Raw genomic sequence first — 15458 nt, 5'->3', positions numbered from 1 at the left:
CTTCATAAAAGTCCCTGTAAAAGGGACTTTTATATTTTATGGCAGGATATGCTCTGTAAGCTTCTGCAATGGCTGTTAAAGCCGTTTTGCAGCCGTATCCGTAAAACTATAAAGAAAAATCCAAAGCCCTGAAAAAGAGCTTTAAACGCTTCAGGAGATGTAATGTAAAAATGCCCCGTCAGGCGATTGCCTGACGGGGCATTAATAATCAACTAATGGTTATAAAGGGGCGAAAGTGCGTAAAATAGGGTTTCGATGATGAAGCATATTAATAGTCGGAAATAGCAGGGAAACTATTCAAAGACAACTCCCCAGCCTGCGCTTACCTTTCGGTACAGTCGCATTTTTTCTTTTTTCTTTTGTGTCTTGAGCAGCACGAAAGCTGCAACAACAACTACTAAGGTGAGAACACCGCCGATAGCAATACCAACAGGACCCTTAATAGCGAAGAGTGCAATTCCCCATATAATAAGAGCAGCAACTACTATAATAGGAAGGCAGAAAGAAGTAAAGCTTCTGTTCTTGATTTTTATGTAGTGCTGAATATCCTTTAAGCTGAAGCACTCATAATTACGGGCGATAAAATTATCAGGCTGAGCCCATTTGCAGAAAGCTGAGATATTCTCAAACTTTGCTGTATAATCCTGATAATCATGGAATTTTTCGTTATATCTCGTAACACGGTAATAAACTATGACGGTAGCGCCCTGCTGCTCGGCATCCATAACATGGATTATAGTGCCAATGTCGGCCTGTCCTTTCATAGCTTTTGTGACAAGAAACTTTCGGTCTATCGCTTCATCGATATTGAGCAAGTAATTCATAGCTATCCCTTTCCTTAACGCGAAATATTGGCTGTGCAATAGCACACAAATAGGTATAAGAACCTTAATTTAATAGCGTATAATGATCTTATATGAAAACATTATAGCATATATATATAAAAATTGCAATACCAAAACAGAGCAAAATTTATCTATATCGGCGAACGCTTTTCATTTTTTTCACATTCGCCGCACGATCGCTGTGAGCTATCACATCTTCTTCTTGAAGTTCAGGTTAGCCTTAGCAACTTTTTTTCTGTCTTTAGCCTGCTTGAGCATATCTTCCTTAGACATACTGTCCTCTGCCTCGTTTGCTTCATTTGCACTTGAGTCATCGTCATCGTCAAAGAAACTGTTGAGCCTCTTCTGGTATGCGTTTGCGCCGCTTGACTTAGAAGTAAGAGTAACACTTACGCTCTGCTGCGGCTGCTGATAGAGGCTTCTCATTGCGCCGTTGCCGCCGTGGATAGACGGTCCGTTATAGCCCTGTCTGTAAGGAGCAGCATTCATGCCCTGCTGATACATTGATCCGGGCATAGCGTTGCCGCCATACGGATTAGGCTGAGGATAGCCCTGCTGCTGTGGGAAGCCCTGCTGCTGCGGGAAACCGCCCTGCTGTGGGTAGCCCTGCTGCTGTGGGAAGCCGCCCTGCTGTGGATAGCCCTGCTGCTGTGGGAAGCCGCCCTGCTGTGGGTAGCCCTGCTGCTGCGGGAAGCCGCCCTGCTGTGAGTAGCCCTGCTGCTGTGGAAAACCGCCTGGCTGAGGATAGCCCTGCTGCTGTCCAACGAGGTTCGGGAAGCCGCTTGCGCCCTGCTGCTGAGCCTCTTCTGGGTGCTCATACAGTGAATTGGGAGCGCCTTCCTGCTTATTATCTTCATTGTTGAATGGGTTAGACTCATCAACATCGATACCGCTTGCAAACTCAGCGGGAGCAGCGAGCTCATCGTAACCGCTGAGGAAATCGGGAGCAGCTGATTCAGGTGCAAGAGTAGCTGCTGCTACTTCCTCCTCAGGTGAAAGGACAACCTTACAGCTGCTGTTGTCAACGCTTGAGTTGACGAGCAGTGAAAGAGCCTCATCTTCAGGTTTGAAATAGCTGTAGTCGTCAAGGGATATGACGATCATCTGCTTAGCAATGATGTGCTTGGCAGTGATTACAGACATTACCGCGATCCTTTCAGCGGGAACATCTTCTACTGCGCCTTCGTTTATTGATATTGTAGAAACGCCTGAAAAGATATCGCCGCTGTCTGCGATGATAAGACAGAGACAAGCGTCATATTCTGTCAGCTCAGGTCTTTTTCCTTTAATAGTTTCTGCAAAGTTTTTGGCTGTATTGTAGAGAGAGCTTATTTCCATAACAAAACACCACTTTTCTAAATTTATTAAACGCTGCCCATGCGTTTATATACATAAGATGATATTATACTTTTTTCTCAAGCATAGCTGCACGTCTTGCGGCAGCAGCCTTTTTATTTTCTTCTACTCGTTTATTGAGCAGATCTATTCTGTCTTTAAGCAGAGCCTCATTAAAGATACACGAGAGTGAGATATCGTCCTCTGTACCGAAATGTGATCTTTTGCTGAGGTTATTGATTATGACGTTCTTGAAGGTTTCAAGATTGACGAGCTGGCTTGTGATTATCGTATGGTAATCGAGGAAGTCATGCTCACTTCCGAATGAAGTATAAAGTCCGTCCGTAGAGCCATACAGCGCGATAAGCTTTCTGTTCGGAGCGTAGAAGCTGCTGAACAGAGTTGCTGCGTTTGAATTGCACACAGAAGCTGTCACGTTTGCAGGAGCGGATTCGTTATATTCCATAGGCATGATAGCCTTACCGTCTTCAAACAGAGCAACGAGACTTCCGTCGCCTATCTGTACGCCGAATGTATAATTGCTTCCCGAAACGGCTGCAACGAGGGTTGAGCCGTAGTATGACTCGGGCAGGATATCCTCAAATTCTTCTGGGGTGAATTTGCTTTTCTCCTCATCGGTTACTGGGTTTTCAGCCAAATGTTTTTCGACCCTGAAATTCCAGTTTGAAATGATCTGCTTTTCAATATTTTTAATAATAAGCTTATGGTTAGTCGGAAGATTAGCCTCCAGTGCCTCACGATCCTCATAGAATCTGTCGATCGCTTCGATAGCAGCTTCAACTGCAAATTTTGAACCGAGGTGGCTTCTGAAGTGTTTTTTGCTTCCGTGTCCATCGGCAACTACAGCTATAGCGTAGTGATCGCCTATTTTAAAAGCAGAGCTGTCCTGACAAACCAGACCGGTCTTTTCGTGGCTTGCGCCCATGACCGAATGGCTGAAGCCGTTGAACATAATTTTCAGTCCTCCTCCCGAAATTTTCTGTTATTACCAACCTGTATCGAAGGGGACATCATCTCCGTCGGTCTTGGTGCTTACGAGTTCCTGGATCTGCTGACCGAGGAGCTTCTGTTTAGCTGCGAATACGTCCTCTTCGCCGATCTCGTGACCGGTATCATCGGAGAGTGTCATACTCTTGCTTCCGATCTGGGAAGAAGTAACAGCGATGATCTTGATCATCTGTGCGAGCTGTCCGCCTGAATATGCGTGAACGACGGTATCCTTTGAGCCTGTGAATTCAGCGAGGATATTGTCGTTTGCTTCCTGACCGATACCCAGTGCGGCTTTAAGACCGAACTTGTACCAGCTGTTTGTCTGGAGCTCTCTAAGACCTTCCTTGTAGTCATCTGACGGATATCCGTCTGTCATAAGGAAGATTACGGGAGCGAATGACAGTGAAGGAGAATTAAGGAAGCTGTTTCTCGACATTCTGTGGTTGAGTTCCTTAAATGCAGCGCCCATACTTGTAACACCGCTTGCACGGAGTCTTGCCCACTCAAAGTCTTCTATCGGGATAGGATTGGAATACATCCATCTGACCTCGGTAGAGAAGGTAAGAACTGCTACCTTGACTTCTGTATCTGCCTCACCTACGCGGCGAATCTCAGGGATAAGCTCTTCCATAACGGTATTGAGCTCGCCCATTTTCTTGCCCTTCATACTTCCTGAAGTATCAATAAGGAAGAATATAACAAGGCTCTTCTTTGAAACGCTTGTAGCGCTGAGGGGATCGTCATCAAAATCAAGGATACTATTGTCTGACTTTGGAGCAGCTGAAACAGTCTCTGCGTTATCGAAATCGTCCAGAGGAGAAACGTTCTGATTCTCGTTCACTTCCGGTTCTGTAAAATGTTCATTACTCATAGTTTACATACATCCTTTCAGTATTACTGCTTTTGAGAAAGCCGATTAGATCTGTGCTTTTACTTCGCCGAAATCAATTTCAAGCCCCTGCCATACGGGGAAGCCCTTGCCCGGAGCGATATCGTAAAATTCTCCGTCAGGCATTTTAGCCTTCCACTGTCTGTCAGAACAATTCTTTATTCCGAGAACACCCGGTTTGAGCTTGTTTTCTACGAGCTCGCCCGCAACGGCAGTGAAGTCGTCGGATTCGGGTATGATCTCGCATTGATAGAACTTACAGCCGAGGTATAGTGGAGTGCGGTAATCGCGGTTGCTGAATCCGATGGTAACGAATTCCATGCCGCATTTAGGGCACTTGAAAGTTTTTTCGTTCTGGTGTATAAACATAGAACTGAAGTTGGTCCTTCCACATCCGCACTGGATAATCTCTGATCTGAGGCGTATGAACAGCTTCTGCCATTCATTCTCGATAATGCGTTTCGTAGGATCGCTGATGCCCGTTGTAAACGAGCGGATGAAGGCTTCTTTTATGTAATCAGGGTAAATTCTCCAGAATTTGATGATATTATCGTGGATACCTCTTACAGGGCGGTTTGAATCGTCATCGGGGTCATAAACGAACACTGCGTTCTGACCGTAGTGCTTGAGCTCTGATGATTCTGTAAGGCAAACGTCTTTTACGACCTTTTCGCCCTCCATTGGGTCGCCTCTGAAGAGGAGTTTGAACAGAACGACTGCGAGTGAATATTTATCGGTCTGGACATTTGGCTGAGCAATGCCGCGAACGACCTCGGGAGCCATATATCCCGGCTTACCGCCGATACCGAAGTTGCTTCCGTCAGGTGCGATGTTATCACAGTCACAGACGAGCACAGCTCCTGTATTGACATTGATAAAGAAACCTCCGTCGTTAAGGTCCTGATAGCTCTTACCTGCACGGTGGAGCTGTCTGAATGCGTTAACAATATTTATAACACAGGTAACCATTGCGCTTAGAGTATTGAATTTTACGGGGCGCTTAACGCCTCTTCCTGTAAGCGGATCGACTTCCAGCTTATAGGTGTTGAGGATATCAACAAAGGAATCGAAGCCCTCGGGCTTGAGTTCCATTATATATCCGAACGTTCCGTCCTCAGCCTCCTTGGTGAGGTACTTAGGCCAGAGGAATTTATTGCTGGGAGGTCCGTCATTGATATTGTTCTGGAGGTTTTTACGGAAGGCAGCGGGTTTTGACATCTTGTTGATGTCGTACCATTTGAGCGCCCATTTCTGACCGTTGAAGCGAACGAGGTAAACAACACCCTGACCGCCGCTGCCGATCACGCTGAGCACTTTAGCTTTTCCGCCGAATTCCATTTCAACTTCCTGCCCGATTTCAAGCTCTATCATATGATCTCATCCTTTCTTTTGTCAGTCAAGCTCATATTCTTCAGCCGAGGTCACGAGGTCGAACCTTATCCCAGTGGCTAAGCAGTATTTATGAACGTATGAATTTTCAATGCAATATATAATTAAGTTTGGACAATAGGAAAATGCATTTGCGTCAATGAACTTAACGCTTTCCGGGAGGAACAGTTTTCTGAGCCTCTCGCAGCCCGAGAATGCTTCCGCGCCGATACTGCTGACGCTTGAAGGGATCTCGATGACTTCAAGGCTTGTACAGAATGAGAAGGTACTGTCCTCGATCTCGAGTACGCCCTCGGGTATTTTTACAACGACGAGGTTCGTACACTGGCTGAATGCACCTTGCTTTATGATCCTCAGACCTTCAGGGAGCTCTAAACCTCTCAGGCGCTTACACGAAGAGAATGCGTATTCGCCGATAGCGAGAAGTGTTGAGGGGAGCTTGATGGTCCTGAGTGAACCGAATTTATCGAAGCAGAAGGCTTCGAGTTTTGTATATCCGTCGGGAATGACGATATTGCCGCTGAATCTGTATCTGAGAGCATTTCGCGGCATAAATACCATTTCGTTGATATCGACGGGCTTTTTCTTAACGTTTTCCTCTTTCTTTTCGGAACCATTCTCATCTTCCGGGAGAACCTTCATGGTTGATTCATATGGCCAGCCTAAAAGATATGTATAGCAGGCGATGACGAATTCTGTTGCATTTTCAGCAAGGAAGATGTCACCGAGCATGAAGCTTTTAGCCTTCATGATAGCTATTTCGTGATTCTTCTCCTCGAGGAGAATTTTAAGAATGCCCATGCGGTACATATTAATAAGAAGTCGGCGTTCCTTGTCATAGTCGGGAATATGATCGCTGAGAAGACCGATGAATCTGTTCTGATTGGCAACTGCTCGCGGACCGTCATTCACGACGATAGCGCGGAGTTCTCTCTGAAATTCCATGGTATTCTCAAATCCCTCTATGTTCTGCGGGACAGGAGCACCGCAGGCAGGACAAGCCGTAAGCTTAGGGTCAAGTGGTGCGTTGCATTTCTCGCATTGCATGATCTCTCCTCCTGACATAAAAATATAGCAGCGCATTGGTAGATTGCGTCTTTATATTGTTATCACATTTAGTATAACACTTTTCAATATCAATGTCAAGCAAAAAGGGGGCGGTAATGGAAATTTGAATTAACATTTACAAAAATGTCATAATATGTTTGTGCAATTTTTTAAGTGCTTTTACTATGCGTAATATCGGTAAAAAATATTAATTGACCAATAGTCATATCTGTTCTCTGTATTTATTTAACTTAAATTAACTTTAAGTATAATTTTCAATAAAATGCATATAAAATTTTTGATATTTTTGTTTATGGCGCGAATAATCAATTTACAATTAGGTGTTGAAATTTGAGAAGAAATGTGATAGAATTAAGAATGGATATCAATATATAGCCTGACATGGGGTGATACCGCAAGCTCATATATCCATGATATGAGGATGTGAATGGATTATCAGCAGATATCCTGCGGTGTATTCGGGTTTATTTGATTTAAGGAGGGTTCAGTACAATGAACAAAAACAAAAGAAGAGGCTTATTCAGAGCACTGGCTGCCTGCGCTGTTTCTGCTGCTATGCTCGCAACAAGCAGCTGTAGTTTGCCATTCCTCGGTGATAAGGGCGGCAGACAAAAAGGAACTATCGCAGTTATTACCAAGCAGCAGCTCAGTTTCTGGGACGATGTCAAGAAGGGTGCAGAGGACGCAGGTGACGAGCTCGGCTACAACATTCTTTACAGCGTTGCTGACGGCGATAACGACTACGTTTCTCAGATAAATGCCATCAAGGAAGCTATAAACAAGGGCGCCAAGGCAATTGTTATCGCTCCTAACAGTACTACAGACCTTAACAGCGTCTTCAAGGAAGCTGAGGATAAGGGCGTAAAGATCGTCAATATCAACTCAAAGGCTGATTATGACGGAGTTGCTTCTCTCATATGCTCATCAGACTACGACAGCGGTGCGGTTGCAGCAAGAAATGCGATAAAGATGATAAAGACTACTGATCCTAAGCTTTCAAACATCGGCAAGATCGCTATTATCGGACATACAGCTTCTACAGCTGAGAACCGTATAAAGGGCTTTACCGATGTCATCACCAATCAGGTCGCAGCTACTATTGAGGTGAAAGAGGAAGATGTAGAGCTTACAGCTGAGGAACTCGCCGATGGCAAGACCATCGAGGAAAAGATAGAAGAAGAAAAGAAAGCTCAGCTCGAAAAGTTCAAGAAGGGCATCGAACAGGGCGAGAGATGCGCTAAGCGTGATGCTGCAAAGGAAGAAGCGCTCAAGCTCCTCAAGAGCGACGGAAACGGCATCACTGTAATGTTAGGAACAAATACAAATACAACACTGGGTATTTGTGATGCTGTAAATGAACTCGGTCTCGAAACCAATATCACTGTAGTAGGTTTCAATTCCGATGAAGAAGAGATCGGATACATCAAAACAGGCGTTCTTGATGGTACCGTTATTCAGAATCCATACATTATGGGATACGTAGGCGTAAGATTTGCACATAAGGTAGCAAATAACCAGACAGTTCCTGTTGAACTTGATACAGGTGCTACTTTTGTTACCCCGTCGAATATGAATGATGACTATGTTCAGCTTATGCTTTATCCTACAAAGAAGTAATGGGAGGTAAGAATAATGGCTAAGGAAAAAGTTAGAAAGTCAGGTACGCGAGTATACCTCTTCGCGGGAATCCTGCTTGCGATTATTTACTGTATCAACGCTATGCTCGTTGATAACATCTACTGGAGCAACGCTAATATGTCTGCCAAGACACAGAACAGCATGAACGCTCTCAACAGAATCAACGGAGAACTTGCAAGTATCAACCTTGATACCGTTAGTATCGCTGCAAATCTGAAGACAAACATGGAGCAGATCACAGTTGATACCGAGAACCATTACAAGAATATCCTCGCTTCTGAGGCTCAGTTTGAAGGTATCGAGGGTACTTCGGCAGTTGCTTTGAAAAGATATAACTACGCTAAGGCTATCATCTCTACATACAAGTCACGTCTTGACAGTCTCGGTACAAGTGCCGTTCAGGCAGGTAACGAGATGGAAATGGGATATATCCTCAAGCAGGATATCTATCCTCTTCAGATCACCGCTTCCGAAATGCTTACATCAACGATCGACGTCGTTGGTGCTGAGACAGGAAGAGCTTCAGCTCAGAACAAGGCAAAGTCATTCATACTCATGTACATGATGCTCGTAGTTGCTATCCTCGGTGAACTTGCTATCTGGATCTTCTCCAGACGTGCAAAGAAGGTAAGAGCAGAGCTTGAAGAGCGTGAGAAGAGCCTCGCAGAAGTCGATGCAAAGCTCAAATCCACACGTCAGAAAGCCAGCGACCTCGCTGTTATGAACGTTCTTACAGGTATGAAGAACCGTTACGCTCTTGACAACGATATCAGCGACAGACTTGAATCAGGCAGATTCCAGATCGCTGTATTCGATATGGATAACTTCAGAAGTATCAACGATACATACGGCTATGACTTCGGCGATGAGTATCTTGCCGCTGTTGCAGAAAAGCTCAAGGCAGAGTTCGGTGAAGTTGCCGAGATGTACAATATCACAGGTAACGAGTTCTGCTTCGTATTCAACAAGAATATCTCAGAGAGCCAGGCAATGGGTATCGCACAGAATATCCAGCGTGTAATGTCAAGTCCTTTCGAGGTACTGAACCTTGCGGTACAGCTTCCTTGCTCAGGCGCTGTTTACCACTACCTCCCGGGCGACTGCCTCAACGTAAACTCACTGCTCGTTAAACTCGATACAGCAATGAGAAACGCTAAGCTGAACGGCGGTAACATGATAAACACAGTTATGAATATCTAAACTGTTATTTGAGCGGCTGTCAGATGCTGACAGCCGCTTTAATTTTGCACCGTGGGAGCTACTGTGCATATTATACAAAGAATTGCGAGAAATGGGATTTAATTCTATTTGACACATAGTAGGAAACGTGATAAAATATACGTATAGAATAAAGAAGCGTGCGGTTATTCGGTGTAGATCAAAAATGAAAGGCAGGTGCTCACGGTGAAGAAGTTTGCGGTATATAAGTCGGCTACGGGAAAGTATTGCTATCGCTACGCAGACACCCTCGATTCCCTCGAAGGTACGGGATTTGAAGGCATTATCACCGAGGATCAGCTGCCCGTTGTTTTTGACGGCAGAGGCGGCTATTACAAATTCAGGAACAACGATTACGGCTTCCTGAAGATAATAGAATCCGATAAGGACTCTCCCCTTGAGCTTGAGGAGATGTATACCCTCAACGACCCCGAATTCAAACTGGGCTGGATCTCCCCCGAAGGCGATACCTATTCGTGCAGCTATACCAACCACAGAAAATGTGCTAAAATGATAGTAGAGAAGTTCTACCCAGGAAAGAGATTCCCCGAGAAGACCCTCGATGAGAACGGCTGGCTTCAGGTGATAGATTCGTGGGACGGCACGGAACGCCGCCACGGACAGTTCGTATTCACGGATCAGGGCAGAATAACAAAAAAACAGGCTGACCGCCTGTTTGATCTGGGACTTTACGAGAACGAAGAAGTCCAGAAATATATCGCCGCAAGCGAGAACGACTGGTGAAATATGCGGCGCTTTTACGGTTTAAAATAAGATTGGGCGGTTTACATAAAACCGCCCTGTTTTTTGTGCAGTTTTTTTATTGACTGTCGTTCGGTTTTAGTGTATAATAATAATAGAATATACTCGATAAATGCACGTGCTTCTGTTTTGTCAGCATATAAACATTCGGTCGGGTGAAGCAAGGAGGATATAGTTATGGCTGAGCCAAGATTTATCAAAACGGTGACATTCGGCGGCTATGAGAAAGAAGGAGTCATCAAAAGATTTGAGTTTCTGAATACCCAGGTGCATGAACTGAGAAATGAGCTTCGTGAGACAAAGCTCGTTCTTGAAGCGTACAGAAAAGGCACTGAGCAGGAAAAAGCTCTTGAATCTGTCCTATCAGAAGAACGTGCAAAACTGACACAGGTGCAGGTGCAGAACAATACTCTCAATCTCAAGCTCAAAGCTACAGATGATGAGAACAATAACTTGCAGCAGCAGATCAAGGATCTTCAGGCTGAGATCGCAGGTCTGAACGATCAGCTGAAAGCTGCTGAATCAAAGTGTGCGGCACTTATGGCTCAGGACGAGGCAATGGCGCTCTCAAACGTTTTTATAGAGGCTCAGAAATCATCGGCAATGCTGGAAGGGGCAGCAAAGTCAAAGGCTGCTGAAATAGAATCCAGATCGAAAGAGCTGTCCGAAAGGATCATCGAAGAAGCAAATGTTGAGGCTCAGCAGATAATCTATGACGCAGAAGTAACATCTGCCGAAATGATCGCCGATGCAAAGAATAAAACAGAGCAGATGGACGTAGCTTCAAATAATCTCCGTGCTGCCGCTCTTGATGATGTTACCGTACTTAAAGAACAGGTAATATTTATGGAACAGGCATTCGAGGAGCTGCGCGATCAGGGCATCGACAGGCTCATCAAGGCAAAGGAGCTCCTCCAGACTACAGAAAACAAGCTGAAGGACGGCGGCGTTCCTGTGTTCAGAGTGCCCGATACTTTCCAGCCCGAATTCCCCGAGAAACCTGCTACCCTCTCAGAAAAGCTCCGTGAGGATTCACGAAACGAGGAAGACAAGCGCAAGAAGCAGGAGGAGCTTGAAAAACTCAAGCACATGGCAGATTCTATCGGGAGTAAAAAAGATGATGCCAATAAAGGTCCAAATGAGGAAAAGGATGCTTCTTCCGAACAGAAACGTCCCGAAAAGCCAGCTTCAGGTGAGAAAAAAGGCGGAAAAATAGACCTCGCCGCTCTCGCTGCAAAAGCAAATTCAATCGGTAAGAAATAACATAGTGATATTTTTCGTATTTGTAATAAGGAGTTTAAATATATGAGTGAACTGATAATTGTAAAACCCGAAAAATGTGTGGGCTGTAATGCCTGTGTAAGAGAATGTCCTGCGCCCGAAGCCAATATGACAAAACAGCTTGAGGACGGACGCTTCATCACTATGGTAAATAATGATAAGTGTATTGCCTGCGGTGAATGTGTCAAGAAGTGCAATCACGGCGCAAGAGACTACATAGATGATACAGATGAATGTATCGCTGACCTTGCAAGGGAAAAGCTCATAATCATGGCTTCTCCTGCAATCAAAACTATCCTCCCGACAAAGTGGAAGGGCGTACTCGACTGGTTCAGACAGCAGGGATGTACTATATTCGACGTTTCATTCGGTGCGGATATATGCACATGGGCTCACCTGAGAACTATAGAACAGGGCAAGATAGGCAATATCATCACACAGCCCTGCGGAGCTATCGTAAAGTACGTTGAGATGTACCAGCCGAAGCTCTTACAGAACCTCTCACCTATCCACAGCCCTATCGCCTGCAGCGCTATCTATATCAAGAAGTACCTGAGAAGAAACAATCCTATCGCTGTTATCTCTCCGTGTATCGCTGCAAAGGCAGAGGCTGTCGACACAGGATTATTCGAGTACAATATTACTATCCAGAAGCTTCTGGAGTACTTCGACAGGAACGATATCAATATCCCGATAGATTCTTCCGAGGACTTTGAGTATAAGTTCGACGAGTTACAGGGACAGATGGGCGCTATCTATTCACGTCCGGGCGGACTCAGAGACAATATCTGGCTCCATGACCCTGATATGAACGTAACTAACTCCGAGGGCGTTCACAAGGTATTTACAGAGCTTGATATGTATGCAAAAATGCCTGAATCAAAGCACCCGAAGATATTCGATGTCCTTTCATGTGAGTTCGGCTGTAATATCGGCCCTGCATCAGGCACAAAGCAGTCAGTGTTCGATGTCATGACCACTATGAGAGCTATCGAGAACGAGGCAAAGAGCCGCCGCAAGTCTACAGGTATCATGGGACGAGGCGACGACAAGCTCTTCAAGAAGTTCGACGACGAGCTTCGTGTTGCTGACTTCCTCAGAAACTACAAGCCTTCAATGCCTACACCTATCCCGAATAGTGTTCAGCTTGAACCTATTTTCGAGAAGATGGGTATGCATACTCCCGAGGAGCGCAAGTATGACTGCCATGCCTGCGGATACGCTACCTGCCGTGATATGGCTACAGCTATCTACAGAGGTCTGAATACTCCTGATAACTGTATCGTACACGCTAAGTCGGTACTCCTTGCAAGACACTCTGCCCTCAACAGACAGAACGAAAAGCTTGCAGAGATCACAGAGGATTGTCTCGCACTGTCAGACAAGCTGAAGCAGAATGTTGCCAATATCAACGAGAATATGAAAAATATCGGCGATTCCACTTCTGCAACAAGTGACAGAGCTGCTGTCGTAAAGGAGCTTCTTGAGAATATCGTTACATTCTGCAATGACAACTCCACAATGGACGCTGACAGTGTAACTCAGCTCATTGCTATCCTTGAAACAACTATATCGGCGTTCAGCGCTCTCGATGACAACGTGACCATCACAAATGAGAGCTCCGAGACTATCAATAAGTCCATCAATGATATTATCTCTATCGTTGGTGAGATAAACGAAGTCCTCGGAAGAACCGAGCACGGCGAGATCGACCTTGATGCCGAAGTTAAAAAGGCAGAGGAAAAGAAGTAAAAAAATATGCACAGATATTCCTGTGGGAGTATCTGTGCTTTTTTTTATTATAAAAAGGGAAACAGGCACAGATGTTTATAGGTGGGGGCTCTGTGCCTGTATGCGGGGGATATGATATTTCAAAGAAACGTCTGCATAAGCAAGGGGAGTGAGCTGTATCAGAAGTTTCAGCAAGATGGCTTTTTATGCGGAACAGTGCAAAGGTGAAACGCTGCTGTATTACACTGTTCATAAAGAAGAATCGGAGAGCACGTATAAAAACGGACATAAAAAAACACATTTTGTGAAAAGTGCAGATTTCCAACACGCATATATAGTTATCATACACAAAGAATAATGAAAAAACGTGCCGCCTTCACTGAGAAAACAGCACGTTGGATAAGCTCGGTATTCATATAGAAACTTTACACGAATTATCGTGGGAAAACTTTCTGAATAAGCACAGACATTATGTTTCAGAGCGTTTCCAGAAGCTCGGGAAGATCGCTGAATCTTGCAAGCTCGGGAACGGTATGGTCTATCTTTCCGAAGCCGTATGAAGCATGGATAAAATCGTATCCCGCCTTCATGGTCGCGTCATAGTCCCCCTGAATGTCACCGATGTAGTAGGCTTTGTCAAGCCCGTTTCTCTCGGCGATGAGAGCGATATTGTCGCCCTTTTCTTTGAGGTTGTTGCCGTAGCACTCGATGTCGTCGAAGTACTTCCCGAAGCCGTAATGCTCAAGGAAAGCCTCGATATAGCCGCTCTGGCAGTTGCTTACTATGAACAGCGGATACTTCTCACGGAGACGTATGAGCGTCTGTTCAAGGTCGGGATAGAGCTCGCCGCCGTGTTTGCGGAGATATTCGTTCTCGCTGTCTCCGCATACCTGTAAGAGCTCCATGCGCTCCTGCTTCGGGAGGTCACTGAAGATGATATCAGCGAGCTTGTCCATAGGCAGTCCCATAACGCCCATGATGTCCTCTTTTGTGATAGGCGGGCGGTCGTAGCCCAGAGACTTTACCTTTTCAGTCCATGCATTGGAAACGTTTTCAGAGGAGTCCCAGAGAGTGCCGTCCATATCAAATATCAATCCTGTTTTCATGTTCTTTCCACCATTCTGCTGTATATTTCGTTTATTTGTACCTTATCGTGTTTAATGTCATCGAGAATAGTTATCCTGCCTGTTCTGACGGTACGGGCTTTCAGCCACATATCCTCGAACATCTCCGCCGTGATGCCGTAGGACTTAGGGTCGATATTGAGTCCGTGAGTGCGGAAGAACTCCATGATACCGCTTGGGTCCTGTCCCTGAAAGATGCAGGCAGGTATCGTACCGAGGGCAACTGCAAGACCGTGGGATATTTTTATCTCAGGGTAGTATTCCTCGATAGCGTGGGCGAAAAGGTGCTCGCTTCCGCTGCATGGACGTGAAGAGCCTGCTATCTCCATAGCCAGACCGCCCATGACGAGAGCTCTTGAAAGTATGCGTATGAATACGCGGCTTTTCATATCCTTCTGGTCGCAGTGGTATACCGAATCGTAGCTCATTCTGCTGAGGGCATAGGCGAAGTCGTCTATCATAGCGGAGCTCTTTGAAGCGGAGAGCTTCCAGTCGTAGAGGGCAGTATGCTTAGCGATAGTATCACCGATACCCGAAAGGGTCTGATTTTCGGGAGCGTTTATTATCATATTCACATCAACGATTATCGCAGTGGGTATCTTACATTCAAAGGTCTTGCGGGCTTTTCCGTAGGTTTCGAGAACTGAGAACGGAGAAGCAAGGGAATCGTTGCTGAGAGAAGTGGGCATACATATATACACAGCCTTGCTGATGTGTGCGGCATATTTTGCAGTATCGAGAACTCTGCCGCCGCCGATGCCGATGATTACCTTGATATCCTCTACGCAGACCTTTTTCGCAATGGAAACAGCCTCGTCGAAGCTTGCGCTGTTCATGGCGAAGATCTCTGCATTTCCGAAATCGCGGCTGATATCGGTTATCTTTTCCTTGTATATGCCGATGAGGAACTCCTCGGAGATGATGATAGTTTTCTGACCGATTATCTCGGGGATATAACGCTTGATTATCTCGTCGGAGTGGAAGAAAGCGTCCTCCTCCACAGCCAGACATATAGGCAGATCGAATCTTGTATGTTGGTTCATAATATCGCTCCCATTCTTTATTCATAGTATCGGATAAGGATTATGTTCTGCAATATATGTAATTATTATACCATATAATCGAAAATGTGTCAATTGAGTTCCCGTAAGCGAAAAAGCTGCATCT

The 15458-nt window shown here is 45.3% G+C and carries 13 protein-coding genes; 5 read left to right on the top strand and 8 right to left on the bottom strand.

Annotation, left to right across the window (positions count from 1 at the left end):
- Nucleotides 1-293 precede the first annotated feature (293 nt).
- The 6 genes from K6G33_RS14430 to K6G33_RS14405 all read right to left on the bottom strand — a co-directional run bounded on the left by K6G33_RS14430 (nt 294) and on the right by K6G33_RS14405 (nt 6516).
- Complete coding sequence (locus K6G33_RS14430) at nt 294-824, bottom strand: hypothetical protein (RefSeq protein WP_296780838.1); 531 nt, start codon at nt 822-824, stop codon at nt 294-296.
- Between the two features lie 210 nt (nt 825-1034).
- Nucleotides 1035-2183 carry a hypothetical protein gene (locus tag K6G33_RS14425; RefSeq protein ID WP_296780836.1) on the bottom strand — a complete coding sequence of 383 codons (1149 nt, stop codon included), beginning with the start codon at nt 2181-2183 and terminating at the stop codon, nt 1035-1037.
- Between the two features lie 64 nt (nt 2184-2247).
- Entirely contained in the window at nt 2248-3153 is a 906-nt protein-coding gene (locus tag K6G33_RS14420; protein ID WP_296780834.1) for a PP2C family serine/threonine-protein phosphatase, read from the bottom strand.
- A gap of 33 nt (nt 3154-3186) precedes the next feature.
- Nucleotides 3187-4062: a VWA domain-containing protein gene (locus tag K6G33_RS14415; protein ID WP_296780832.1), complete on the bottom strand. Its 876-nt coding sequence runs from the start codon at nt 4060-4062 to the stop codon at nt 3187-3189.
- Nucleotides 4063-4107: 45 nt separating this feature from the next.
- Entirely contained in the window at nt 4108-5451 is a 1344-nt protein-coding gene (locus K6G33_RS14410; protein WP_296780829.1) for a protein kinase, read from the bottom strand.
- 21 nt (nt 5452-5472) lie between these two features.
- Nucleotides 5473-6516 (bottom strand): leucine-rich repeat domain-containing protein, encoded by a 1044-nt coding sequence (locus K6G33_RS14405; RefSeq protein ID WP_296780826.1) that lies wholly within the window; start codon nt 6514-6516, stop codon nt 5473-5475.
- Between the two features lie 513 nt (nt 6517-7029).
- Here K6G33_RS14405 and K6G33_RS14400 point away from each other — a divergent pair.
- From K6G33_RS14400 to K6G33_RS14380, 5 genes are all read left to right on the top strand, one after another.
- Nucleotides 7030-8154, top strand: coding sequence for a substrate-binding domain-containing protein (locus K6G33_RS14400; protein ID WP_296780824.1), 1125 nt, complete (start codon nt 7030-7032; stop codon nt 8152-8154).
- Nucleotides 8155-8169: 15 nt separating this feature from the next.
- Nucleotides 8170-9375 (top strand): GGDEF domain-containing protein, encoded by a 1206-nt coding sequence (locus K6G33_RS14395; protein WP_296780821.1) that lies wholly within the window; start codon nt 8170-8172, stop codon nt 9373-9375.
- Nucleotides 9376-9579: 204 nt separating this feature from the next.
- Nucleotides 9580-10137: a hypothetical protein gene (locus tag K6G33_RS14390; protein ID WP_296780819.1), complete on the top strand. Its 558-nt coding sequence runs from the start codon at nt 9580-9582 to the stop codon at nt 10135-10137.
- Between the two features lie 195 nt (nt 10138-10332).
- Nucleotides 10333-11418, top strand: a complete 1086-nt coding sequence (locus K6G33_RS14385) for a plectin (RefSeq protein WP_296780818.1) — start codon at nt 10333-10335, stop codon at nt 11416-11418.
- A gap of 42 nt (nt 11419-11460) precedes the next feature.
- A complete protein-coding gene (locus K6G33_RS14380) occupies nt 11461-13188 on the top strand; it encodes a [Fe-Fe] hydrogenase large subunit C-terminal domain-containing protein (protein ID WP_296780815.1) in 1728 nt (575 codons plus the stop codon).
- A 455-nt stretch (nt 13189-13643) separates the two neighbouring features.
- On the opposite strand, the gene K6G33_RS14375 is transcribed toward K6G33_RS14380, so the two are convergent.
- Together K6G33_RS14375 and K6G33_RS14370 are read right to left on the bottom strand one after the other, a co-directional pair.
- Nucleotides 13644-14273, bottom strand: coding sequence for an HAD family hydrolase (locus K6G33_RS14375; RefSeq protein WP_296780814.1), 630 nt, complete (start codon nt 14271-14273; stop codon nt 13644-13646).
- The gene (locus K6G33_RS14370; protein ID WP_296780812.1) at nt 14270-15334 is read right to left on the bottom strand and encodes an iron-containing alcohol dehydrogenase family protein; all 1065 of its coding nucleotides are present in this window, start codon (nt 15332-15334) and stop codon (nt 14270-14272) included. Before K6G33_RS14370 ends, K6G33_RS14375 begins: the two co-directional genes overlap by 4 nt.
- Nucleotides 15335-15458: the final 124 nt, after the last annotated feature.

Origin of the sequence: Ruminococcus sp., assembly GCF_024691275.1 — a bacterium.
Lineage (GTDB): Bacteria > Bacillota > Clostridia > Oscillospirales > Ruminococcaceae > Ruminococcus.
The sequence above is the reverse complement of the archived record's forward strand: the minus strand, read 5'-3'. Positions and strand labels throughout refer to the sequence as shown.